This is a genomic window from Algoriphagus ornithinivorans (assembly GCF_900115305.1).
Lineage (GTDB): Bacteria > Bacteroidota > Bacteroidia > Cytophagales > Cyclobacteriaceae > Algoriphagus > Algoriphagus ornithinivorans.
In genome coordinates, this window is record NZ_FOVW01000003.1 from 426,835 (window position 1) to 449,194 (window position 22,360).

Annotated in this window: 21 protein-coding genes; 13 read left to right on the top strand and 8 right to left on the bottom strand. The window is 40.0% G+C overall.

The annotated features are described in order from the left end of the window. Nucleotides 1–86 precede the first annotated feature (86 nt). On the top strand, nucleotides 87–1,310 hold the full coding sequence (gldJ, locus tag BM073_RS06140) for a gliding motility lipoprotein GldJ (protein WP_091651916.1): 1,224 nt from the start codon (nucleotides 87–89) through the stop codon (nucleotides 1,308–1,310). Between the two features lie 286 nt (nucleotides 1,311–1,596). On the opposite strand, the gene BM073_RS06145 is transcribed toward gldJ, so the two are convergent. Then, nucleotides 1,597–2,829, bottom strand: coding sequence for an IS110 family RNA-guided transposase (locus BM073_RS06145; RefSeq protein ID WP_091651919.1), 1,233 nt, complete (start codon nucleotides 2,827–2,829; stop codon nucleotides 1,597–1,599). Between the two features lie 151 nt (nucleotides 2,830–2,980). Next, complete coding sequence (locus BM073_RS06150) at nucleotides 2,981–3,553, bottom strand: outer membrane beta-barrel protein (RefSeq protein WP_175557858.1); 573 nt, start codon at nucleotides 3,551–3,553, stop codon at nucleotides 2,981–2,983. 185 nt (nucleotides 3,554–3,738) lie between these two features. Between BM073_RS06150 and BM073_RS06155 the strand changes: the two genes are divergently transcribed. After that, nucleotides 3,739–6,174 (top strand): alpha/beta hydrolase family protein, encoded by a 2,436-nt coding sequence (locus tag BM073_RS06155; RefSeq protein WP_091651926.1) that lies wholly within the window; start codon nucleotides 3,739–3,741, stop codon nucleotides 6,172–6,174. Between the two features lie 109 nt (nucleotides 6,175–6,283). Here the strand turns inward: BM073_RS06155 and BM073_RS06160 are convergent, their stop codons facing one another. Next, the gene (locus BM073_RS06160) at nucleotides 6,284–7,066 is read right to left on the bottom strand and encodes an undecaprenyl-diphosphate phosphatase (RefSeq protein WP_091651929.1); all 783 of its coding nucleotides are present in this window, start codon (nucleotides 7,064–7,066) and stop codon (nucleotides 6,284–6,286) included. 119 nt (nucleotides 7,067–7,185) lie between these two features. Between BM073_RS06160 and BM073_RS06165 the strand changes: the two genes are divergently transcribed. Then, nucleotides 7,186–9,063, top strand: a complete 1,878-nt coding sequence (locus BM073_RS06165) for a DUF4139 domain-containing protein (RefSeq protein ID WP_091651931.1) — start codon at nucleotides 7,186–7,188, stop codon at nucleotides 9,061–9,063. A 4-nt stretch (nucleotides 9,064–9,067) separates the two neighbouring features. After that, the gene (locus BM073_RS06170; protein WP_091651933.1) at nucleotides 9,068–9,772 is read left to right on the top strand and encodes a DUF4328 domain-containing protein; all 705 of its coding nucleotides are present in this window, start codon (nucleotides 9,068–9,070) and stop codon (nucleotides 9,770–9,772) included. 34 nt (nucleotides 9,773–9,806) lie between these two features. On the opposite strand, the gene BM073_RS06175 is transcribed toward BM073_RS06170, so the two are convergent. Genes BM073_RS06175 through BM073_RS06185 form a run of 3 tightly spaced genes read right to left on the bottom strand, consistent with a single transcriptional unit; the run spans nucleotide 9,807 to nucleotide 11,220 of the window. Beyond that, nucleotides 9,807–10,328, bottom strand: coding sequence for a hypothetical protein (locus BM073_RS06175; RefSeq protein ID WP_091651936.1), 522 nt, complete (start codon nucleotides 10,326–10,328; stop codon nucleotides 9,807–9,809). 42 nt (nucleotides 10,329–10,370) lie between these two features. Beyond that, entirely contained in the window at nucleotides 10,371–10,658 is a 288-nt protein-coding gene (locus BM073_RS06180; RefSeq protein ID WP_217643093.1) for a winged helix-turn-helix domain-containing protein, read from the bottom strand. Then, entirely contained in the window at nucleotides 10,645–11,220 is a 576-nt protein-coding gene (locus tag BM073_RS06185) for a hypothetical protein (protein WP_091651941.1), read from the bottom strand. Before BM073_RS06185 ends, BM073_RS06180 begins: the two co-directional genes overlap by 14 nt. A 213-nt stretch (nucleotides 11,221–11,433) precedes the next feature. Here BM073_RS06185 and BM073_RS06190 point away from each other — a divergent pair, with 213 nt between their 5' ends. The 4 genes from BM073_RS06190 to BM073_RS06205 all read left to right on the top strand — a co-directional run bounded on the left by BM073_RS06190 (nucleotide 11,434) and on the right by BM073_RS06205 (nucleotide 14,032). Next, nucleotides 11,434–11,886: a DUF1569 domain-containing protein gene (locus tag BM073_RS06190; protein ID WP_091651945.1), complete on the top strand. Its 453-nt coding sequence runs from the start codon at nucleotides 11,434–11,436 to the stop codon at nucleotides 11,884–11,886. A 138-nt stretch (nucleotides 11,887–12,024) separates the two neighbouring features. Continuing rightward, nucleotides 12,025–12,660 carry an energy transducer TonB gene (locus BM073_RS06195; RefSeq protein WP_091651947.1) on the top strand — a complete coding sequence of 212 codons (636 nt, stop codon included), beginning with the start codon at nucleotides 12,025–12,027 and terminating at the stop codon, nucleotides 12,658–12,660. A gap of 174 nt (nucleotides 12,661–12,834) precedes the next feature. After that, nucleotides 12,835–13,440 carry a hypothetical protein gene (locus BM073_RS06200; protein ID WP_091651949.1) on the top strand — a complete coding sequence of 202 codons (606 nt, stop codon included), beginning with the start codon at nucleotides 12,835–12,837 and terminating at the stop codon, nucleotides 13,438–13,440. Nucleotides 13,441–13,543: 103 nt separating this feature from the next. Further along, entirely contained in the window at nucleotides 13,544–14,032 is a 489-nt protein-coding gene (locus BM073_RS06205; RefSeq protein WP_175557859.1) for a copper resistance protein NlpE, read from the top strand. Here BM073_RS06205 and BM073_RS06210 read toward each other — a convergent pair whose 3' ends face one another. Next, nucleotides 14,033–14,965, bottom strand: a complete 933-nt coding sequence (locus BM073_RS06210) for a hydrogen peroxide-inducible genes activator (RefSeq protein ID WP_091651953.1) — start codon at nucleotides 14,963–14,965, stop codon at nucleotides 14,033–14,035. 281 nt (nucleotides 14,966–15,246) lie between these two features. Between BM073_RS06210 and BM073_RS06215 the strand changes: the two genes are divergently transcribed. The 4 genes from BM073_RS06215 to BM073_RS06230 all read left to right on the top strand — a co-directional run bounded on the left by BM073_RS06215 (nucleotide 15,247) and on the right by BM073_RS06230 (nucleotide 18,714). Then, nucleotides 15,247–16,545 (top strand): Gfo/Idh/MocA family protein, encoded by a 1,299-nt coding sequence (locus BM073_RS06215; protein WP_091651956.1) that lies wholly within the window; start codon nucleotides 15,247–15,249, stop codon nucleotides 16,543–16,545. A 13-nt stretch (nucleotides 16,546–16,558) separates the two neighbouring features. Then, the gene (locus BM073_RS06220; RefSeq protein WP_245756379.1) at nucleotides 16,559–17,764 is read left to right on the top strand and encodes a redoxin domain-containing protein; all 1,206 of its coding nucleotides are present in this window, start codon (nucleotides 16,559–16,561) and stop codon (nucleotides 17,762–17,764) included. A 100-nt stretch (nucleotides 17,765–17,864) separates the two neighbouring features. Next, nucleotides 17,865–18,293 carry a MarR family winged helix-turn-helix transcriptional regulator gene (locus tag BM073_RS06225; protein WP_091651960.1) on the top strand — a complete coding sequence of 143 codons (429 nt, stop codon included), beginning with the start codon at nucleotides 17,865–17,867 and terminating at the stop codon, nucleotides 18,291–18,293. A gap of 1 nt (nucleotide 18,294) precedes the next feature. Beyond that, on the top strand, nucleotides 18,295–18,714 hold the full coding sequence (locus tag BM073_RS06230) for an organic hydroperoxide resistance protein (RefSeq protein ID WP_091651961.1): 420 nt from the start codon (nucleotides 18,295–18,297) through the stop codon (nucleotides 18,712–18,714). A gap of 146 nt (nucleotides 18,715–18,860) precedes the next feature. Here BM073_RS06230 and BM073_RS06235 read toward each other — a convergent pair whose 3' ends face one another. After that, the gene (locus tag BM073_RS06235; protein ID WP_091651962.1) at nucleotides 18,861–19,841 is read right to left on the bottom strand and encodes an NADPH:quinone oxidoreductase family protein; all 981 of its coding nucleotides are present in this window, start codon (nucleotides 19,839–19,841) and stop codon (nucleotides 18,861–18,863) included. Between the two features lie 1,010 nt (nucleotides 19,842–20,851). Between BM073_RS06235 and BM073_RS06240 the strand changes: the two genes are divergently transcribed. Next, nucleotides 20,852–22,237 (top strand): dipeptidase, encoded by a 1,386-nt coding sequence (locus BM073_RS06240; protein ID WP_091651965.1) that lies wholly within the window; start codon nucleotides 20,852–20,854, stop codon nucleotides 22,235–22,237. Nucleotides 22,238–22,360: the final 123 nt, after the last annotated feature.

Sequence of the window (22,360 nt, forward strand, 5' to 3'; positions counted from 1 at the left end):
AGAATAACAAATTTTCAAATCATTGGAAGTACTTAGGATTGACTATATATTAGCACTCTTAAACTAGATTTAAACTCCTAGAATATATGCGTTTCAGTAACAAATCATGGGGAATGTGGGCAGCAGCACTGATGATCGTCGGTGGTTCTGTTCTTTCTTCCTGTAACAAAACTCCGGGCTATGGTAGAAGAACTGCCAACAAGCCAGGAAAGAAAAGTGCTACAACCGGTGCGGAATTTTCATTTAATGAACAAGATTCGACCAACTTTTTCGTAGCTAGAAATGCCGAACAAATCCCTGGACCTAACTTGAAATTCATTCAAGGAGGTAGAGCTGTATTAGGTTCTCAGGAAGAGGATGTGATGGCTTTCAGAGACAACTTGGAAAGAACTGTCACGGTTGCCAACTTCTACATGGACGAAACCGAAATCACGAACAATGACTATCGTGAATTCCTTTTCGATATGAAGAAAAAAGTAAGCGCTGACTCATTGAAGAAATTAGAACCTAAAGATGATGTATGGGGTGGAGCTTTGTCTTTCAACGACATGTACCAGTCCTACTATTTCAGGTTCCCTGGTTTCAATTTTTATCCGGTAGCGGGAGTTTCTTGGTCTCAGGCAAACATCTACGCAAAGTGGAGAACAGATTACGTACAGGAGTTAGTTAGAAAAGAAAGAGGCTTGGACTCTACCTTTACCAAAACTCAATTAATCGAAAGAGGAGTTGCTTTGGCTGATTATCGTCTACCAAGTGAGGCTGAGTGGGAATATGCTGCAAAAGCCATGATTGGAACGCAATATTTGGACGAAAATCAAGAATACGGTAGAATTTATCCTTGGGATGGAAGAGGAGTAAGAAACCCATACAATGTAAAGCGTAAGGGTAAGCAAGGTGATTTCTTGGCGAACTTCAAAAGAGGTCGTGGTGACTACGGAGGTATCTCCGGTAACCAAAGAAATGACGGTGAAATCCTTCCTACGAACGTGTATGATATGGCTCCAAATGATTTTGGCTTGTATCACATGGCTGGAAACATGAATGAGTGGGTTTATGATGTTTACCGTCCATTGACTTACCAAGATGCAGATGATTTGAACCCATTGAGAAAAGATGGATACGGCGATGACGTATCTAACTATGAGGTATCAATGATCACTGACGAAATGAGAGTTTATAAAGGAGGAAGCTGGAGAGATGTAACATATTGGTTGGCTCCAGGTACCAGAAGATTTATGCATCAGGATTCTGCCACTAACCACATTGGCTTTAGATGTGCAATGATTTCAATCGGTGAGCGAGGTAAATAAACCTTATCCCAAATAAAAACTTAAACCCTGAATCAAAAATTCAGGGCTTTTTTTTCTGAAAGAGAAAAACCAGAAAGTGGCCTATTTAGCTATTTTCAGAACTGGGAGGGCATACTTTTTCTACCCTCATAGAGGTTGTAAAATGGTTTAAATAAGTTAGGCCAAGTAAGAGAGTAAAATTTTTTCTACATGCTCGAAGCAATAACCGTTTGTTCTTGGCCTTTCAGTTCAGTTTTTATTCCGGGACTTGTAGATCACCAATAAAAGCTCGAACTTTTACTTAAATTTAATTGGGACGGATGTCCACTTGGACCCCGAGCCCGCGCAGGCGCTCTAAAGATTTCTTAATCTGCGCCTGCTTTCTTTTTTGCTGATAAACCGTATCGTCAGGCTCAAGGTAGGGCTCTTTATTTTTGAGGATATAATATAGCGCAATCACTATTTTGTGGGCCACTGCAATCAGTGCCTTTTTGGATCCTCTTCGCGCAGCTATTGCTCCGTATTTACGGCTCAAATAGGTATCCTTGGTATGTGATGCGGCCCAAGCAGCTTCAACCAATGCAGTTTTCAGGTATTTGTTCCCATGTGTGATTCGGGTTGACTTTTTCTTGCCTGCACTTTCGTTGTTGCCCGGGGAAACTCCTGCCCAGGATGCCAGGTGTTTGTGATCAGGAAAAACCTCCATGTCAATGCCTGACTCGGCCAGCATATTTATGGCGGTTTCTTTTCCCACTCCCGGAATGGTCTGGAGTAACTCGACTTCCTGTTGAACCTCGACTGCATAAGTCTCAATTCTAGCCTCGATGTCCCCGATCTGTGAGCTGATCGAATCCATGGAATCACGCAGCGTAGATAGCATGAATCGGTGGTGCTCGGTGAGTCTTCCCTGAAGAGAAAGTTTGAGGTCTGCCATTTTTTTGCGCAACGAGCCTTTGGCAAGGTTGGCCAGGTATTCAGCATCCTCCTGTTTCTGGATCAAGGCATCGATGATCAGTGTACCCGTGACTCCAAAGATGTCTGAAGCCACCGAGGCCAGTTTGATATTGGCGTCTTCCAGAATTTTATGCACCCTGTTGCGTTGGGCGACACGCTGTGCAATCAGTTTACGTTTATACCTGCATAGATCCCGCAGCTCCCGTATCCACTCGGCAGGAACAAAACTCCCTTTTAACAGACCGCTCAGCAGCAACTTGGCAATCCATTCACTGTCTTTTTTATCCGTCTTATGACCGGGAACATGCTTGATGTGCCTGGCATTTACCAGAATAATCTTAAAATCCTCTTCCAGTATGTTATAGACAGGTTTCCAATAAACTCCGGTACTTTCCATGGCAATATGAGTAATGGAAAGAGAGTTTAGCCATACTTTAAGCTCCTCAATTTGGGAGGTAAAAGTCCCGAAAGTTCGGGTCTCAGTCGCAACGTCAATACCACTGACAGTAGATACGATCGTCTTTTGGTGTACATCTAGGCCGCAGCCACGGTGAATCACCTGCTCGAATTCAATTTGTGTCGACATAACTGATAAGTAAATCTCAATATTCTACTTATACGAAAAGTCAACTCTTTCATTCCCGTTTGTGAAGCTCTAATTCATGAATGTTTTTATGCATTGAATTGAATGTAGCGATCAGGCAAAGATTTTCTGAAAGGACTTTTTTTGCTAGCTTCTAAAGCTCAAACCTCAAACCAGCCTGTGCAAAAAATCCATTTGTTCTCCCAAAATCAATAGTTGCAAATTGGGTAGAGATATCGTTGACAGACCATTCGTAGGCCATATCAATAAAAACAATTGAAAGATTTAAACCTGTTCCGGCAAAAACTCCCCAGTTGGTCGACTGTATATCATCGGAGTAAGCCTCATTATCGCCTGTAAGAAAAAACACAGAAGGTCCTCCAAATACTCTCCAAGCTACAGCTGACTCTGAATTTCCTGCCAGATAAATACCCAAATTCACGGGTATTCTTATGCCTTCCAAATCAGGAAATGTGGCAGTTAAATCAGGAGAGGGGGAGCCTGTGAGATCCAGTTTTTTTACAGTATAGAAAATGCCTGGTTCCACGTACATTTTTCCTTCACCGAATTCAACTCCCAGGCCAGCTTGCCAGCCTCCTTTGCCATTCAAGACATCGTCTGAGGAATTTACATCGGAATAATTCAGCCCTCCACTGGGTTTGAACTTTTGGGCTTGAAGGGAAAAGGACATGAGGAAAAGGCATACGATACCTAGGTAAGTTTTCATAGCGGGGTGAGTTTGGGGTGAATACGAATATAAGCAATAAGCCATTTAAATACTTTAGCCATAGCCTCAAAGAATTCAATAATCACCAAATCCATCACTTGAAATAGGCATATCACCACTAATTGAGAATTTTGATATTCCTATAGCCTACGAATGTAACTTCAAAGAAATAAGCTTCTAAGAATATGAACCTCAAAAGAAAAATCAACTATTTACTCTTTGGGTTATTATTGGGAATCAGCGTACAGGCTTTTTCCCAAACAACCTATCAAACGCCCCCGAAGGCTATAGCGGATCTGGTCAATGCACCAAGTACACCATCTGTTTCTTTTTCAAAGAATGGAGATTGGATGATGCTTTTGGAAAGAGCAGACAATCCTAGCATAGAGGAATTGGCTCAGCCTGAACTACGAATCGCTGGAATGCGAATCAATCCAGCTACTTCAGGACCAAGCCGAAGCCGCGGAGTGGAAAATATCAAAATCAAAATGACCCGTAGTGGTGAGGAAATCCAGATCAAAGGGCTTCCCGAAAAAGCTTCCATTGGAGGCTTGGCACTATCCAGAGATGAAAAATATCTTGCATTCACTAATACAGAAGCAAACGGAATTAGCCTGTGGGTGGTAGATATGAGCAATTTCGAAGCTAAGAAATTAACAGATGCCATCTTGAATGATGTCTATGGAAATGTAATGACCTGGACTCCTGATAATCAGATTTTGGTAAAAGCTGTGAATCCAAGCCGCGGATCTATTCCGAAGGCGCCAGCTGCACCGGCTGGTCCTGTCGTACAAGAAACAACCGGAAATGCCGCACCATCCCGAACCTATCAGGATTTGTTGAGCAACCCTTATGATGAGGCTTTGTTTGCCTATTTCATGGATTCTCAGCTGATGTTGATCGGATTGGACGGCAGCAAAAAAGCAGTGGGAAACAGCGGAATGATCAAATCATTTGACCTTTCTCCGGATGGATCTTACATCTTGGTTGATGTCATTAGAAAGCCATTTTCTTATTTAGTTCCTGCTTCCAGGTTCCCTTATGATGTAGAAATATGGTCCAAGGATGGAAAAAAAGTAAAAACACTTGCTGAAATTCCTTTGGATGAAGAAAGACCTACCGGATTTGATGCAACTGTTACTGGTCCAAGAAGCATCAATTGGAGAGCGGATAAACCTGCGATTTTGTATTGGGTAGAAGCTCAAGACGGAGGAGATGGCAAAGTAAAAATGGAGGAGCGTGAAATAGTCTATACCCTAGCGGCTCCTTTTACAGGTCAAAAACAAAAGTTAGCCTCTACTTCCCTTCGATTTGGAGGTATAGCTTGGTCAACAGATGATTTTGCGATTTTAAATGAAAGATGGTTTGGAGCCAGAAGAGAAATCCGATCAGTGATCAACCCATCCAATCCTTCTCAGGCGAAAAGGGTCATCATCGATCGCTCCTATGACGACATCTACAATGATCCGGGAGATCCTATGTACACCGAAAACCAGTACGGCAGAAATGTATTATTAAGAAAAGGTGATTTGCTTTTCATGACTTCAGAAGGCGGAAGCCCGGAAGGAAGTATGCCTTTCTTATCCACTTTCAATGCTAAAACTAAAGAACAAAAAATCCTCTGGAGATCACAGGCACCTTACTATGAAAGAGTGGTGAAACTTTTGGATGAAGAGGGTTCTGAATTTATTACTGTCAAAGAAAGTACTGACATCCAGCCTAACTATTGGTTAGTAAACACCAAAAAGCGAATTGCTCCCCTTCAAGTCACCAATTTTGAGCATCCTTTCGAATCCATCAAAGGAATCAACAAGCAGTTGGTGAAATACAAGAGAAAGGACGGACTGGATCTTTCAGCTGTCATTTATACTCCAGAAGGATTTACCCCTGGAAAAGATGCTCCATTACCAGTCTTGATGTGGGCTTACCCTAGAGAATATAAATCCGCTGAAATTGCTTCTCAGGTAAGAGGATCCAAATACAGATTTACGAGACTTAGCTGGGGCTCCCCGATTTACTGGGTGACTCAGGGATATGCCATCATGGATCAGACGGAGATGCCTATCGTAGGTGAAGGGGACAAGGAGCCGAATGATTACTTCATAGAGCAGTTGGTAGCAAATGCAGAAGCAGCAATTGATCATATCGTGGAACTGGGAATCGGAGACCGAAATAGAATTGGTGTTGGAGGACATTCTTACGGTGCTTTCATGACAGCCAATTTGCTTTCTCATACAGATCTATTCGCGGCAGGTATCGCCAGAAGCGGTGCATATAATCGTACACTAACTCCTTTTGGATTCCAGTATGAGCAACGTACCTACTGGCAAGCGCCGGAGGTATATTTCAATATGTCTCCCTTCTCATTTGCTCATAAAGTAAAAACTCCGATTCTATTGATTCATGGAGAGGCCGACAACAACTCCGGAACTTTCCCGATTCAGTCTGAGCGTTATTACAATGCTTTGAAAGGTCATGGAGCGACTGCCAGATTGGTTTTCTTGCCTCATGAAAGCCATGGCTATGCAGCTCAGGAATCCATTTTGCATACCCTTTATGAAATGAATACCTGGTTGGAAAAATATGTGAAAAACAAGAATAAGATTGACCCTTCGAGATAAGTAGGCTCAACTTCCAAATAGTAAAAACCCTCCTCAGAATTAACTGAGGAGGGTTTTTTGTTAAATACATTTTACAAAAATTGATTGAGTTGTTAAATCAACTTTACAATCACCCCAAATCCGTACCCCACATAAAGATGAGGAAAAGTACACCCAAGGCAATTCTGTACCATCCGAAGGCGGTGAAACCATGGCTGGAAACGTATTTCAAAAACAACTTCACCGCAATCCATGCAGCAATAAATGCTACTCCTGATCCCACAGCCAACATTACAATTTGGGCTTGTGTAAATACCAATTCAGATTTGATTAAATCATAGCCTCCGGCAGCCATCATTGTAGGCACAGCTAATAAAAAGGAAAATTCCGTTGCTTGCTTTTTATCCAAGCCATTGAAAACTCCACCAATGATCGTGGCAGCAGCCCTAGACGTTCCGGGTACCATGGAAAGACACTGGAAAAGCCCGATAAAAAAGGCGCTTTTGTAAGAGATATCCTCCACGTCCACGTGAGTGGCTTTTTGACTCACTACTTTTTTATCAATGAAAATCAAAATAATCCCACCCAAGATCAGAGAAACAGAAACTACTACAGGGTTGAACAGATAGCCTTTGATAAAATCATAAGCCAAAAGACCCACAATCGCGGTAGGAATAAATGCAGCCAGCAATTTATAATAAATCGTCAGCGATCGAAAAAAACGCTTGATATACATTAAGGCAATGGCCAAAATTGCCCCTAGCTGTATGAAAACTTCGAAAGTCTTCACAAACTCATCGTCATGAATTCCCATGGCCGCAGAGGCTAAAATCATATGACCAGTGGAGGAAACAGGTAAAAATTCAGTAAGGCCTTCGACTATCGCGATAATAATGGATTGAAATAAAGTCATTCTTTAAAATTAAAATTTGGGCAAAAATAAGAAACCCTGCTTCAGTCACCAGAATTTTTATCAATTGATCTTTTGGGGAGAACGATTTTTTTATTTCTTTTCATAAAATTTAAAAAGCTATGAAGTATTCATTTTTCACCCTTCTTTATTTCTCTCTGATCTTTTATTCCTTTTCCCAAGGTTTTCCCGAGAAAAAAATCGAGTCTCAAATCCAGGAGGTGACGCTTTTTTTAAATGGGGCTCAGGTTTTTGAAAAGGCTCAGACCAGCATTCCCGCAGGAGAATCCATTATTATTATCAAAGGGCTCTCCCCCTATTTGGAAGAAAAAAGCATTCAAGTCAAAGCTTTTGGCAACTTCACCATTCAAGCGGTAAATAAGCGAATGGATTTTTTGTCAGAGAAAGACCAAAATGAGACTGTTCAAAAATTACAGGCAGAAATCAACAAATTGGATATCTCCATGCAGCAGGATGCGCTCCGACTGGAGGTTTTGAAGGAAAAAATCAGTCTGCTGGATGCCAATAAAAATCTACGTGGAAATCAGGGAGGGCCAACAGCTGCCGAATTCAGACAAGCACTAGAACTCTATGATACCGAATTGATGAAAATCAAAACGGAACAAATGAATTTGGATCAAAAAAGAGCTGAGAAAAGATTACAGATTAGGCAGTTAGAAAATCAAATTCGATCCATTCAGGAAAGTAAGCAAGAATCCAAAAGCGAAATCCGGGTTCGTATCAAGGCCCCATCTGCAGGTAATGCGCAGTTGGAGTTCAATTATTTGGTTGCCAATGCAGGATGGTATCCAAAATACGATGTTCGTGTAAAAAATGTGAATTCGCCAATGGCCATCAATTATAAAGCGGAGGTATATCAAAATACCGGCGTGGATTGGAATCAAGTAAAATTGCGTTTCTCCAATGGGAATCCCAATCAGAGCGGTATGGCTCCACAGATTGATCGCTGGGACTTAAATTATGCCCGATTAACCGTATTCCAGCCCAGAAATGCACAACCTTTTAATGGAACAATCAGCGGAGTGGTGGTGAGTGCAAGCGACGGACAACCTATTCCGGGAGTGAGTGTATTGGTCAAAGGCAGCACTGTTGGTACCTCTACCGATTTGGACGGGCGCTTTAATTTAACCATTCCTCCAAGAGCCGGAAGCTTAATGTTTTCATTTGTTGGCTTTCAATCTCAGGAAGTTCCTATTACAAACAAATCTACCATAAATGTATCCTTAATAGAGGAAATGATGGCTTTGGAGGAAGTAGTAGTTGCAGGGTATCAAGCAAGTCAAAAGAAAGAAATGACTGGAAATTCAATTAAAATAAGAGGAAATTCTACTCTTTCGGCGTCTCCTCTCCAAACCACATTTCAAGAAAATCAAACTACCGTAGAAATTTCCGTAAACGAACCCTACACTATCAAAACCAATGGGGAGCGGACTTTGGTTGATTTGAAAAATTATGATATCCCGGCAACTTATCAGTATAAGGTCATTCCAAAGCTGGATAAGGATGTGTTCTTGATTGCTCAGCTGGCAGATTGGAGTCAGTATAGCTTTTTAGAAGGTGAAAGCAATTTATATTTTGAAGATGGCTTTGTCGGCAGATCAATCCTAAATGCCGGAGTTCTGGAAGATACATTGGCTATATCGATGGGAAGGGATAGAAGTATCCTTGTTCAACGCGAGAAAGTCGAGAGCTTTACCAAGAAAAGGACCATTGGCTCCAATGTGACCGAGTCCAGAGGCTATGAAATCACACTTAGAAATAATAAGTCCCAAACTATAAGCATTGAAGTGAAGGATCAAATTCCGGTTTCGGTGAACTCCAACATATCTGTTTCTGCCATTGAATTATCCGGCGGAAAATTAGATAGCGATACTGGAATCATTACCTGGCAAATCACAGTTCCTCCTGGATCTCAACAGAAACTAGGGTTTCAATATGAGGTGAAGTATCCTAAAAATGAAAAGGTGATTTTAGATTGATTTTATGAAAAAATTTAGATCAAACGCTAGTCGTGCAGATTGGGCAAAAAAGATATCGCTGTTATACATTTTTTTTTCAGTGGTTGGGATAATTTTCAACACATACAAGCTGGACTTCTTACACAAGGTCAAAATAGGAGAGGATTTTAATCAAATGGATGCAGAGTTAATCGATCATATTGACCAGTTGTTGGGTGTGACTTTGATAGGACTGTATATCTCCTTTATGATCCTATTTATCATGTGGTTTAGAAGAGCTTATTTCAATCTCCATCAAAAATTCAATTACCTTCAACTGTCAGAAGGTTGGGCCGCTGGGGCTTGGTTTGTACCTTTTTTAAATCTTTTTAGACCTTATGTCATTATGAAAGAGATGGTAGAGGAGAGCGCCAATTATTTGAAAAAAGTAGGTGTAGATGTAGGTTCCAAAGCCAAGAATATCCTGAGTCCATGGTGGACATTTACTGTTATCTCAATGATACTAGGTCGAATAATCTGGAAGATGAAAACTGATAGTTTAGAGGAATTGATTGATTTGACCCAACTATTGATCGCCAGTTTTGCAATAGATATCATTACCTATTTCTTATTTTGGCAAATGATTAAATTTTATTCAGAGAGAGAAAAATTAATGGAAATAGCTGAAAAGGAATTGGAGATTGTAAACCATACAAGTTCTTCTCCTGAAAATGAAATGCTTACTATTTAAAAAAGCTCCGGAAATCATCCGGAGCTATATCTTTTTACTCAACCTTATCTAAGGTCATCTCAAAAAACTGAAACCAGCGATCGCCCATATTATATTCACCGATTTCAAACCACTGCCCTTTTTCGTTGAGAGTAATGATGTATCGGACTTGCTCATTTGGATACCAATAAAACTTCCCCTCTTTCATTTCGGCTTTGAAATTTCCCTTTTGCCCGCTTTGCAAGTAGGAGGCAAATTCAAACCGGTTTTCATCCTTGGTGGGACTGATCATTGCAATAGCATGATGAACGACCTTCCCATCCGAAATCCCCATACCTTCTATTTGAAGATGGGTTCCACTTAGCTGGAAAGAAACATCTTCGGTTTGATTAAAGGTATATTTCTTCTGGTCCTGAGCTAGACGCCAGCCCGAACCTTCCCATTTTCCTTCCAAAAAGGAAAGCTGCTTCATTCTTTCCTGTATTTCAGGATTTAATTCATATTGCTGCCCAGTTGCATAAGTTGAGATGCCTAGACAGATTAAAATCAAGCTGAGAATTTGAATTAGATTTTTCATTTGTAAATTGGTTTATATTATAAACTAAATAAAGAAATTTTTTTAACTGATATAATTTTTAAGATTTTCCACATAGGCCTCAAAGGCCTTCACACCTTTCTGAGTAATCTTGCAGGTAGTCAAAGGTCTCTTGCCTCGAAATGATTTTTCGATCGCCAGATAGCCAGCCTTTTCCAACTTATCCAACTGTACAGAAAGATTTCCCGCAGTGGATTCTGTCTTTTCCTTGATATAGGTAAACTCCGCCTCTTCCACACTTAATAGAAGGGACATGACTGCTAGCCGCAGCTGTGAATGTAAAAGAGGATCTAATGGCTTAAACTCGCTCACGATACTGTTTTTTGAGGTAATATCCGGGTGCAAGATAACCCAAAAGGATTGCAAAACCGGACAGTAAATACTGTTCTGAAACCGGCAACATAAAACTGATTACTGCCGCTACTAGAAGTAATAATCCACCGCCTTTGACAACTTTAGCTTTAATTAAAGCTCCAGTCACAAACATTCCAATCCCTGCCAAAATCAAAATGATAGGGTTTTGATTGAAGGAAATAATAGGCATAAAAGCCAGGATGATGATAATCCCCACGAATACCGTAATCCAAAGCTGGTTGATCACATCAGAAATATGAGATTTAACCCTTGCTTTTCTGGATAGCTGCATACCTTTCCAAAAACTGATAAAGGCAGCAGGCACCACTAACAACCATACGATGTAAGGATATTCATAGCCAAGATTAAATAGTATGTAATGGCCAAAATTACACAAGGCTATCACCCAGCCCCATAAGAGCATTTGAAACCCACCGTCCCCGGCCGTTTCTCTTTTTGCATTTGAAATCATCTCCGTAATAATGCGAAGTGATTCAGAACCTGAAAGTTGTTTTTCCATAGTGTCAGATAATTGATCTTCGATGCAAATATAAATAGGTTTATTTTATAAACCAATCTATAATTATTTTTTTAGAGAGAAAATAATTGATTTACTTGCTTAAAATTCAGACCCTAACAGCACTTGAAATCGAGCATGTCCGAATCGACAGACACAGGAATGTTTCTATTTTGCGAGATTCCATGTGACAATTGAAAAGCAAATTATAAACACATGAAAAACATTTTCAAAGCGGAAGTTACCGAAGAGCTAATCGACCGAATCAACCGATTAAATCCCGATACGCAACCAAATTGGGGTAAAATGAAAGTGGATCAAATGCTGGCACATTGTGCAGTGGCATATGAAATGGCCTTCACAGATAAGCATCCCAAACCCAATGCTTTGATGCGTTTTTTGCTCAAAACTTTTGTAAAAAAAGGAGTGGTCAATGAAAAACCATATCCTAGAAATGCCCGTACAGCACCTGTTTTCATTATTTCAGACAGGAGAGATTTTGAAAGAGAAAAGAACCAATTGATTACTTACTTACGGAAAACTCAAAAATTCGGCGAAGATCATTTTGAAGGGAAAGAATCACCTTCTTTTGGGCCTATGACTGCTCAAGAGTGGAATAACTTGTTTTACAAACATTTGGATCATCACCTTACTCAGTTTGGTGTATAAAAACCATAAAGCCATCATGGACACATTCTCTTCTGAGATCTTTGTACCAATGATTTGATCCCAGAGAATAATTAGCCTCACACATTTTTTATTTTTAGTTGAACTTCTTATTATCGAGGATCAGTAAAATCTCTCGAAATGAAACAGCTTTTAGGAATTCTTCTTTTTTTCTCTTTGACCTCGGCATTTGGACAGGATAACGCTCTTCTAAAATTGGAAGCAGAAAGAGCTTGGGAGAGAGGCTTCTATCAATCAATGCGATTCCCAAGGGAAGCATTGAGAAGTAAAACTGGGGGTTATGTGAGTTTGGCCTTAAAATTTGATTCTACAGGTGCAATTGATAGTTACCGACTTGATCAGGAAGACAAAGCTTTTTTCAATAAGGAAGTTCTGAAAGGATTTGAGGCAGCTCAAAAAAATTGGAATCCGATCATTGTAGATGACAAAGATCTAAATCAGGAATATCTCCTTGTTTTCAGTTTTGAAATGTTGAGCGAGGAAAAGGAATCAAATAAAAATCGTGCAATCCGCTACGTGCAAAAAAATAAGCCTGAGAAGGCATTTAAAATTGTCAATAGATTGGTTCAGGACTATCCTTTCGACCAGGAATTTTTAAGGTTTCGTTCGCAAATACACCGGCAATTGGGACAAGAACAAGAGGCAACGGCAGATCTTTTAAAAGCTCAAAATCTGGAAAGCAGTATTATTTCTTCCCTGTCTTTTAAGGTTTTTGGTGTTACGAGCACGCGACAGATTTCTGGAAAGACTTTTTAAAAGTTCAGTTTTTTTCAAGACACTAATAATCAAGGAGTGATGGAAAGCATCAAAATAATATTTGGCAAAAAGCTAAAAACCTTGATTTCCTAATTATTTTTTAATACAGATACTAACTTAATAGGTTTTACTACGTTAGATTATTAAATTCATACGCAACCAAATTCAATTAACATGAAAAAGCTACTTGTTTTATCCATTTTTCTCTTGAATTTTTCATTAGGGAGCATGGCACAAAATTCAGAAGGAATCCATGAGTTTAATAAATTTATGTCCAAAAATCTCCAATATGGTAGTGAACTGAGGTCGGAGCGCATTGAGGGACCAGTAACATTTGTTATTCAATTTGATGAAAGTGGAAAATTGAAACAAAACCCAATGCTAGTAGCAGGAAACAAAATGCTTGAAGAAGAGGTAACAAGAACCTTTGACAAATTAATTGCTGAAGGTAGCCCTGCTTTGGTAGGTCCTGAATACTTTGGGCAGGAATATTTACTGACGGTTCAATTTAAATTAGCGGGAACGGAAAAAACCGGCTTTTATATTCCAGAAAGATCAGAGTCTGCAGCTCATATTCTTGAAAAGCTGAATAAAAAAATTGCCGAAAACCCTTATTTCGTAAACTATTATAAAGAGAGAGCAGCTTTCTACGAAAACATGGGAAATTCTATTTTGGCTGACTTGGACAAAAAACAAATTGAGCTACTTGAAAGCAAGCAGTTGACAACTATACTAGTTGTTGGGTATAACAGCACGAGAAAATCTCTTTCAGCGGAATAAATCTGAGTGATTGAAAAGCCTTTCAATGAAAAAGCATCGCGTATTCCTATTGAAACTTTGTTGAAGTTTTCAGATAGTCCATCTTCTTTCAACGATGAAAACTATGTATAAAATCCTAGTCCTTCCACTCATTTTTTTGGGTCTAATTTCCTGTGGAAAACAAGAAAAAAAGGAGTTCTCTGATTCTGAATTAGAAAATGAAACGGGGCAAGTAGCTATGGGAGATTTTCCAGATACAATAGAAATACCTATTGAATCAGGAGATAATTCTCAAAACTCATTAGACTGGGAAGGAACTTACAGGGGTATTCTACCCTGTGCCGACTGCGAAGGAATAGAAACCAAAATCACACTTTCTGCCAATGGGACTTATGAATACAAAGCGTCCTATTTGGGGAAAAATGACGCATTGGAAGAGTCTTACACAGGCCCATTTGTTTGGGATGAAAAAGGAAGCGAAATCACACTTTCAGGATTAGGCGGAGCTTCAAGAAGATACAAGGTAGGAGAAGGCAAAATTTGGCATTTGGACAATGAGGGAAATGTCATCAAGGGCGATCTTGCTCAAAGGTATATTCTGAAGAAAGAATAATTACTTAAAACGGACGATCTTGCCATGAGCCTTTGAGGTCATCTCTTGTGGGATGGCCTCTGTTATTTCATTGTACAGCAGTTCCACTAGTTTTTGTTTCAAAAAACTTCTATTCAGAATAATACTCACTTCCCTAGTTGGCGGGAGCCCTTCAAATGGTCTTAATCTTGACTTTTCCTCATCAGATAATTCGAACGTTGCCAACTCCGGAAGCAGCGTCATTCCTTGGTAGCGATTGACCATATTTTTCAAACCTTCCAAAGACCCACTCTCATAATGGAAATTTTGATGGCCACTATTACTCTGATCGCAAAAATTGATCACCTGATCCCTAAAACAGTGACCCTGTTGCATGATCCAGAGCTCTTCTGATTTAATTTGATTAGCCTTTATTTCCTTTTGTGCTAATAGTGGATGACTTTTGGATAGGTAAGCATAAAACTTTTCATAAAACATGGGTTTTTCCACAATCCCAGACTCCCCGAGAGGAGTCACTATGATACCCATATCCAATTCATCATTTTTCAACTTTCTTACTACCTCCTCGGTGACCATTTCTTGAACATCCAGTTTTACATTGGGATATTTCTCCAAGAAACTCCTCACAAATCGATATAAAAGATATGGAGCTAGAGTTGGAATAATTCCCAATTTGATAGTGCCAGAAATATCACCCTTCAACTGAGCAACCAGTTCCAAAACGCCTCTACTTTCGGATACCACCTTTTTCGCCTGAGCGATAATCTGCACTCCAATCTCAGTAGGAATAACAGGCATTTTACTTCTATCAAAAAGTATAACTCCAAGCTCGTTTTCCAATTTGGATAGTTGAGCACTCAAAGTTGGCTGCGTTACAAAACAAGACTCAGCTGCTTGGCCAAAATGCCTGTGTTTATCCACAGCTATTAGGTATTCGAGTTGTTGAATGGTCATAGTCAAAAATACTTTCTTTACTAATATAGAAAAAGGCTCAAGAGTTCAGCCAACTCAAAAAATCATCTATCACTTATTTTTCATGTGTCTATAATTGATTTTCAAAGGTCACATGGAATCTAGCGTTCTTGATAGTCATCTCTGTGTGTAACGGCTACTTCATGCTCGATTTCATCAATTCATCCCTACAATAGCATTCCTATCAAACAGTATTTCGCTTTCCTCAGGAATTAAAGTATTTTAATCATTCATAATGCATTCAAACCCAATAACCTATCATCATGTCAAAACATTCTTTTTCCAGAAGGAAATTTCTAGGAACCAGCTTACTCACCGGAGCAGGACTCAGCCTTGCTCCTCAATTCGGATTTGCTCAAACTTCTAAGCCAAACCCACAAACCATTCGACTGGGTTTTATTGGAGTAGGACGACAGGCCATGGGCTTGCTCAATAGAATGATGAGCATTGAAGGAGTTGATGTCTTAGCAGCTGCAGATGTTTACGAGATCAAAAGAAGGAGATTTGAACAGCGTGTTCAAAAAGTATATGCTGATCAAAAAAGAACAGCTCCACCCTTCAATTTATACGAGGACTACCAGGAGCTCCTAGCCAATCCGAATATCGATGCAGTAGTCATTGCCACTCCAGATCATTGGCATGCAAAAATTGCAATAGATGCCTGCAAAGCGAAGAAAGATATCTACCTCGAAAAGCCCTTAACATTTACCGTATTTGAAGGTCAGGAATTGATCAAAGCAGTAAGGGAAAATGCAATCGTTTTGGCAGTTGGAAGTATGCAGCGCTCTGCAGTGAACTTTCAAACTGCAGCTCATCATGTGCAAAAGGGAAGATTGGGAAAAATTAAACAAGTCCTAGTCCATGTAGGAGATAATCCTCATCCCAAGCCTTTTGATTTAACACCTGAAGCGATTCCAAGCGGATTAAATTGGGAAAAATGGCTGGGCCCGATTCAAGAAATCCCGTATCACCCGAATTTGAACCCGCCTATTTCTTTAAATCCAGAGGAGAATGAAAAACTCTGGGCAGCCTGGAGATGGTTTGAAGAAACAGGAGGTGGTCTGATGACTGATTGGGGAGCGCATATGATTGATGTAGCTCAATGGGGATTAGGAATGGACAGAAACGGACCCGTGAAAGTTATCCCAGCTACCGAAGGAAAGCCTCTCACCTATCAATATTCAGACGGAATAGAAATGTTGATAACTTCATTTGATGAGGGAAGACAGGGAGTAAAGTTTATGGGAGAAAAAGGCTGGATTAAGGTCTCAAGAGGAAATTATGATACTTCAATCCCTGAATTAGCCTTGGATAAGAGTTCAGATAATTTTTCATTCAATCAACATCATGTGGATTTTATTGAATCGATAAGAAGGAGAAAAGACCCTATTGTTCCGGTAGAAATCGGCCATAGCACCTGTACAGTTTGCACCATTGGAAATATCGCTAAGAAGTTGGGAAGACCTCTGGATTGGGACCCAATCAATCAAAATTTCGGGAAGGATTATGAAGCCAATACCCATTTGCACTATACCTATCAAAATAATATAGCCTTAACCTAAGCAAGCAATTTCTATGAAGATAAATAATACATTCCTAATGTGGATAACTCTCCTTGGAATCAGCTTTTCCTGCTCTCAAAAGAAGGAGTCAGTATTGATTCAAGATGAGTTGAAAGAAGACTTATCCACATTTGTTGCTAACCCCCAGCTGGTGGAAGAGCAGCCCATCAATCAATTGCAAATAGGCGATTCCGCTCCTCCATTCAACCTTCCAGCTGTAGATGGAAATTACTATAGTCTGGAGGATTTTGGGGATTCTGATGTATTGGTGGTCAATTTTACCTGTAATCACTGCCCGACAGCGCAGGCCTACGAAGACAGATTTATCCAAACTGTGGATAAATACAAAAATGAGTCTGTAGCTTTTGTAGCAATATCCTCCAATAGCCCCATTGCCATTCTTCCTGAAGAATTGGGTTACACGGATTTGAGTGATTCATTTGAGGAAATGGGAATCCGTGCTGAAATGAAAAATTTCAATTTTCCTTACCTCTATGATGGGGATACGCATGAGTTTTCCACAGCCTATGGCCCAACTGCAACCCCACATGTTTTTGTTTTCGACAAAAACAGGAAGTTGACTTATTCCGGAAGGATCGACCGTTCTGAAAAGCCCGGAACTGCCAATGCAGAGGATCTACATCAGGCAATAGACTTTACTTTAAAAGGCGAGGCATTACCAGCGGATCAGGCTCAAACCCCGGCATTCGGTTGCTCTATGAAATGGGCATGGAAAAATGAATACACCATCAAAATGAACAAAGAATGGGAAGAAAAACCTGTGACTTTGGAAAAGTTATCCACATCGGGATTAGCGGATTTACTTCAAAATAAAACGGATGAACTGATGCTGGTAAATTTCTGGGCCACTTGGTGTGGGCCCTGTATCATGGAGTATCCTGAATTCATCACCATGCAAAGAATGTATGGAGAGCGGGATTTCCAGTTTGTCTCCATCTCCATGGATAGTCCGGATCAAGAAGCCAAAGCTTTGAAATTCCTGAAAGGAAAAGCCTCTGCTCTGCCTAATTATATCATGGATGCAAAAGATAAATATGAGGTCATTGATGTAGTAGGAAAAGAATGGGATGGGAGTTTACCCGTCACATTATTGATAGAACCAGGAGGAAATATTTATTACAAAAAACATGGCCCTATTAATGACTTACTCTTGAAACAGAAAATAGTAGATCATCCTATGATTGGGCGGTATTATTAGACTAGAAAATTGAAAACCATCCAGTTAGGATGGTTTTTTTTATGATTAGACTTTATTTAAAGCATTTTTCCAATTAAATTGAGTCAAATACAAATTAGCTATGTCAGATCTTAAAGACCTTTCCCTCCTGCTTTATACGAACTCCAGACTTTTGATTCAGGCTTTCCAATTGAGGCTTAAAGAACTGGAATTGACTTATCCACAATATTTAACTCTTTCGGTTCTTTGGGAAGAAGATGGTCAGTATGTCAATCAAATAGGTGAAAAATTGGAATTGGACTCCGGAACTTTAACTCCCTTGATCAAAAAGCTCGAATCTCAGAATTATGTCAAGAGAATTAGAAGTGAGGCAGATGAAAGAAAAGTAAAAGTGGAATTAACCTATCCAGGGAAAAGTCTTCAAAGTAAGGTGGAAACCATTATTCAAAATTTAGAAGCTGAATTCGAGCAAATTGACAGTTTGGATATCTCAAAATTGAACAAGCAGCTCCAAGACTTGTTTAGGGAGATAAAAACAGCCAAAAAATAATATGGAAAAACTGAATATCGATTACACTGCGGTTGCTGTCAACACCGGAGGTAGAAAAGGTCATGTCCGCACTGACGACGGAAAATTAGATTTTGATGTATCCATGCCTAAAGAAATTGGGGGAGATGGAGAAAAAACCAATCCGGAACAATTATTTGCTGCGGCCTATGCTTCCTGCTTTGGAGGAGCCTTGGGTGCCGTTGCCGGCAAAACGAGTTTGAGAGATTCAGAAATTAAAGCGAAAGTACATTTGGGAAATTATGGCCCAAATAGCTTTGGTTTGGCTGTAGATATAGAAGTGAAAATCCCTCATGCACAATCTTTGGAGCATGCTCAAAAATTAGTAGAAGCGGCTCATGAAGTTTGCCCTTATTCCAAAGCCACTCGCGGGAATATTGAGGTCAATGTGAAGGCGGTTTAAAAGTTATAAGAAGGCTTTAAAATCAGGATTCTAATGCAAATCAGCGGTGTCGGGGCCTAATTTTTGGAATTAGGGCTTCGACTCCCTGCTTTTAGCAGGCAGGCGCTCAGCCTGACATCTTGTATCTCACTTCTCGCCTCTCGACTCTAATTTCTAATAACAACCACTCCTTTTCCGAGCATTTTTCTATCTAATATAGCCTGCAAAGCTTCTGGAGCTTCTTCCAATGAATATTTCCGGCCGATATGCTGTTGAATCTTTCCTTCTTGAATCCACTGCATTAACTGTCTGATATTCTGAAAACTTTTCTCCGATTCCAGTTTGGAGAACTGCCCCCAAAACACTCCCATGATAGAGCATCCTTTCAATAGGGGTAGATTCATTGGGATTTGAGAGATTTCTCCGTTTGCGAAACCCACGATCAAATACCTTCCTTTCCAAGCAATACCACGTAAAGCTGCTTCGGTAAAATTTCCTCCGACAGGATCATAAACTACGTCCACGCCTTTTCCACCGGTCAACTCTTTGATTCTATTCTTAAGGTCCTCCTTTTCATAATTGATCGTTTCCGAAGCACCTTTCTTTTTGCATAAATCCAACTTTTCTTGGGAAGATGCCGCAGCAATAACATGGGCTCCGAGTAACTTCCCCAATTCAACTGCTGCAAGTCCTACTCCACCTGCCGCTCCTAATACCAACAAGGTTTCTCCTTCTTTGAGTTGGGCCCGGTCTTTTAAGGCATGAAATGAGGTGCCGTAAGTATACAAAGTGGTCGCGGCAATTTCTGAAGGTAAACCCGGAGGTAGAGGAAAAACACGGTCAATATCCACTGCTACCTTTTCAGCAAAACCTCCCCATCCACATAAGGCTAAAACAGAATCCCCAAGCTTAAATTGCTTGACTCCCTCTCCAACCTCAATAACTCTTCCCGCCACCTCCCCTCCTGGAGAGAAGGGTAATTCTGGTTTGAATTGATATTTGTTTTGAATGATCAGAACATCAGGAAAATTTACCCCACATGCCTCCACCTGAATTACTATTTGCTTGGCAGCTGCTTTGGGATCTGGCAAATCCCCAAAGATCAGGGATTCAGGCATTCCGTGTTCTTGACAAATAATCGCTTTCATAAGATCTTTTGCTTTCTACTAAGTAATCAATTTTAAAGCTCTTTACCATGGAGAGGGCTGGTTTTTGTTAATTGATAACTAGTAAAATTTATTTGAGAGAATATTGAATTTCACCGCAGAGGCGCGAAGGCCGCAAAGAAGATCGCAAGGTTTATGTCTTTAAGTTTTGAAAAATATCCTCTGTTTGGAATAGGGGCAAAATCTTAATAACTAATAACTCAGTAACACATAGCTCTCCCCTTGGCCGCTGCAAGCTATTTTTTAAAACCACAGAGAAATGATAGAAAGCATAGCTTAATAGATTCTTCGCCTCTTGTATCCTTTGCGGGATATTAAGTTAGCAATTCGTTTGATGCACTTTTAAAACCACATAGGCACAGTAGCCCACATAGCATTGGACAAAATTGAGCTTTTCCCTAAACGAGAACTCAATAACTATTAACAATTAACTACTTGAATCCTGTTGTATTTTTCCACAAAATAAAATCGATAGTAAACATAGCTTCCTAAATCTTTGGCCTCTTGTATCCTTTGCGGGAGATAAAACTTTGCGCTACTGCGGCTCCGCGAGAATCTTATTTACCGCAGAGACGCGGAGGCCGCAAAGAAGATCGCAAGGTTTATGTCTTTTAGTTTAGAAAAGTATCTTCTGTTTGGACTAGGAACAAAATCTTAGTAACTAATAACTCAATAACCCATAAGTCTCCCCCTGCACCTCTGCAAGCTATTTTTTAAAACCACAGAGAAATGATAGAAAGCATAGCTTAATAGATTCTTCGCCTTTTTTATCCTTCTCGGGAGAATTAGCGGGCTTTGAAGTAGAACAATGAACCCTGAACCCCGAACAAATTTGTCTCAATTAATCAGTTACTCCATTAGACAATTACTCATCTTCCATCCTTTGCGGGAGATCATAAACCGCTTTTCCCCAACAAAACCGCAAACATAATAGGCATTTCCTCCTGAAAGCGATAATTTTAAGCCTTTAACAAAAAACAGAATCAAAACCCATGGCAGTAAACGATTTTATCCAAGCAAACAAAGAGCGATTTCTCAATGAATTGATTGACTTATTGAAAATTCCTTCTGTCAGTGCTGATCCCAAATTCAAAGACGAAGTATTTCGCGCAGCGGAATTTGTAAAAGAAAGTCTGGAAAAGGCAGGAGCTGATATGGCTGAAATTTGCCCTACGCCTGGATACCCTATCGTTTACGGAGAAAAAATTATAGATCCATCCCTTCCAACTGTATTGGTTTATGGACATTACGATGTGCAACCAGCCGATCCTTATGAATTATGGGATTCTCCTCCTTTTGATCCTATCATCAAGAAGACTAAAAATCACCCTGAGGGAGCCATTTTTGCCAGAGGTTCTGCCGATGACAAAGGACAATTCTACATGCATGTAAAGGCTTTCGAAGCCATGATGGCAGCAGGAGATTTACCCTGCAATGTCAAATTTATGATAGAAGGAGAGGAAGAAGTGGGCTCCGACAACTTAGATGCTTTTGTCATAGAAAATAAAGAGAAATTAAAATCAGACGTGATTTTGATTTCTGATACCCATATGATCAGCATGCAAGATCCATCAATTACAGTGGGCTTGAGAGGATTAGCTTACATGGAAGTAGAGGTGACGGGACCTAATCGTGATCTTCACTCCGGAACTTACGGTGGTGCTGTGGCTAACCCAATCAATGTACTGTGTAAAATGATTGCCTCTCTCAAAGATGAAAATGAGCACATCACTATTCCTGGATTTTATGACAAAGTGCAGGAACTGACAGCAGAGCAAAGAGGAAGATTAAATGAAGCTCCTTTTGACTTGAAAGAGTATGAAGAGAAACTGGACGTAGCTACTGTTTTTGGAGAAAAAGGATATACCACCATCGAGCGGGTAGGCATCAGACCTACATTGGATGTGAATGGAATTTGGGGTGGATATACCGGTGAAGGAGCTAAAACAGTGCTTCCTTCAAAGGCTTATGCAAAAATTTCCATGCGTTTGGTTCCTGATCAAAACTGGCAGGAAATCGCACAGCTTTTTGAAAAGCATTTCAAATCCATCGCTCCGGCTGGTGTGAAAGTTAAAGTGAAAAGCCATCATGGAGGTTCTCCCGCTGTTGTATCAGATTCTTCTGTGGGTTATAAAGCCGCCGAAGCAGCTATGGAAGAAACCTTCGGCAAACGTCCAATTCCTACTCGTGAAGGAGGATCCATTCCAATTGTTGCGCTTTTCCAAAAGGAATTAGGTTCGGATCCTATTTTATTTGGTTTTGGCTTGGATACAGATGCCCTTCATTCTCCAAATGAACATTATGGGGTTCAGAATTACTTCATAGGAATAGAAACTATCGCCGCTTTCTTCAGGCATTTTAAGAAATTGAGTGAATAGGTTTTACTCAAATTTGAAAACGTGCCAATCCCCCTTTTCAAGAGGCTAGGGGGATTTAAAAGTTTTCTATTTTGAAAAGAAAAAAAGAAATAATTAAAATCTTGATTCAGAATAGTCACAAAA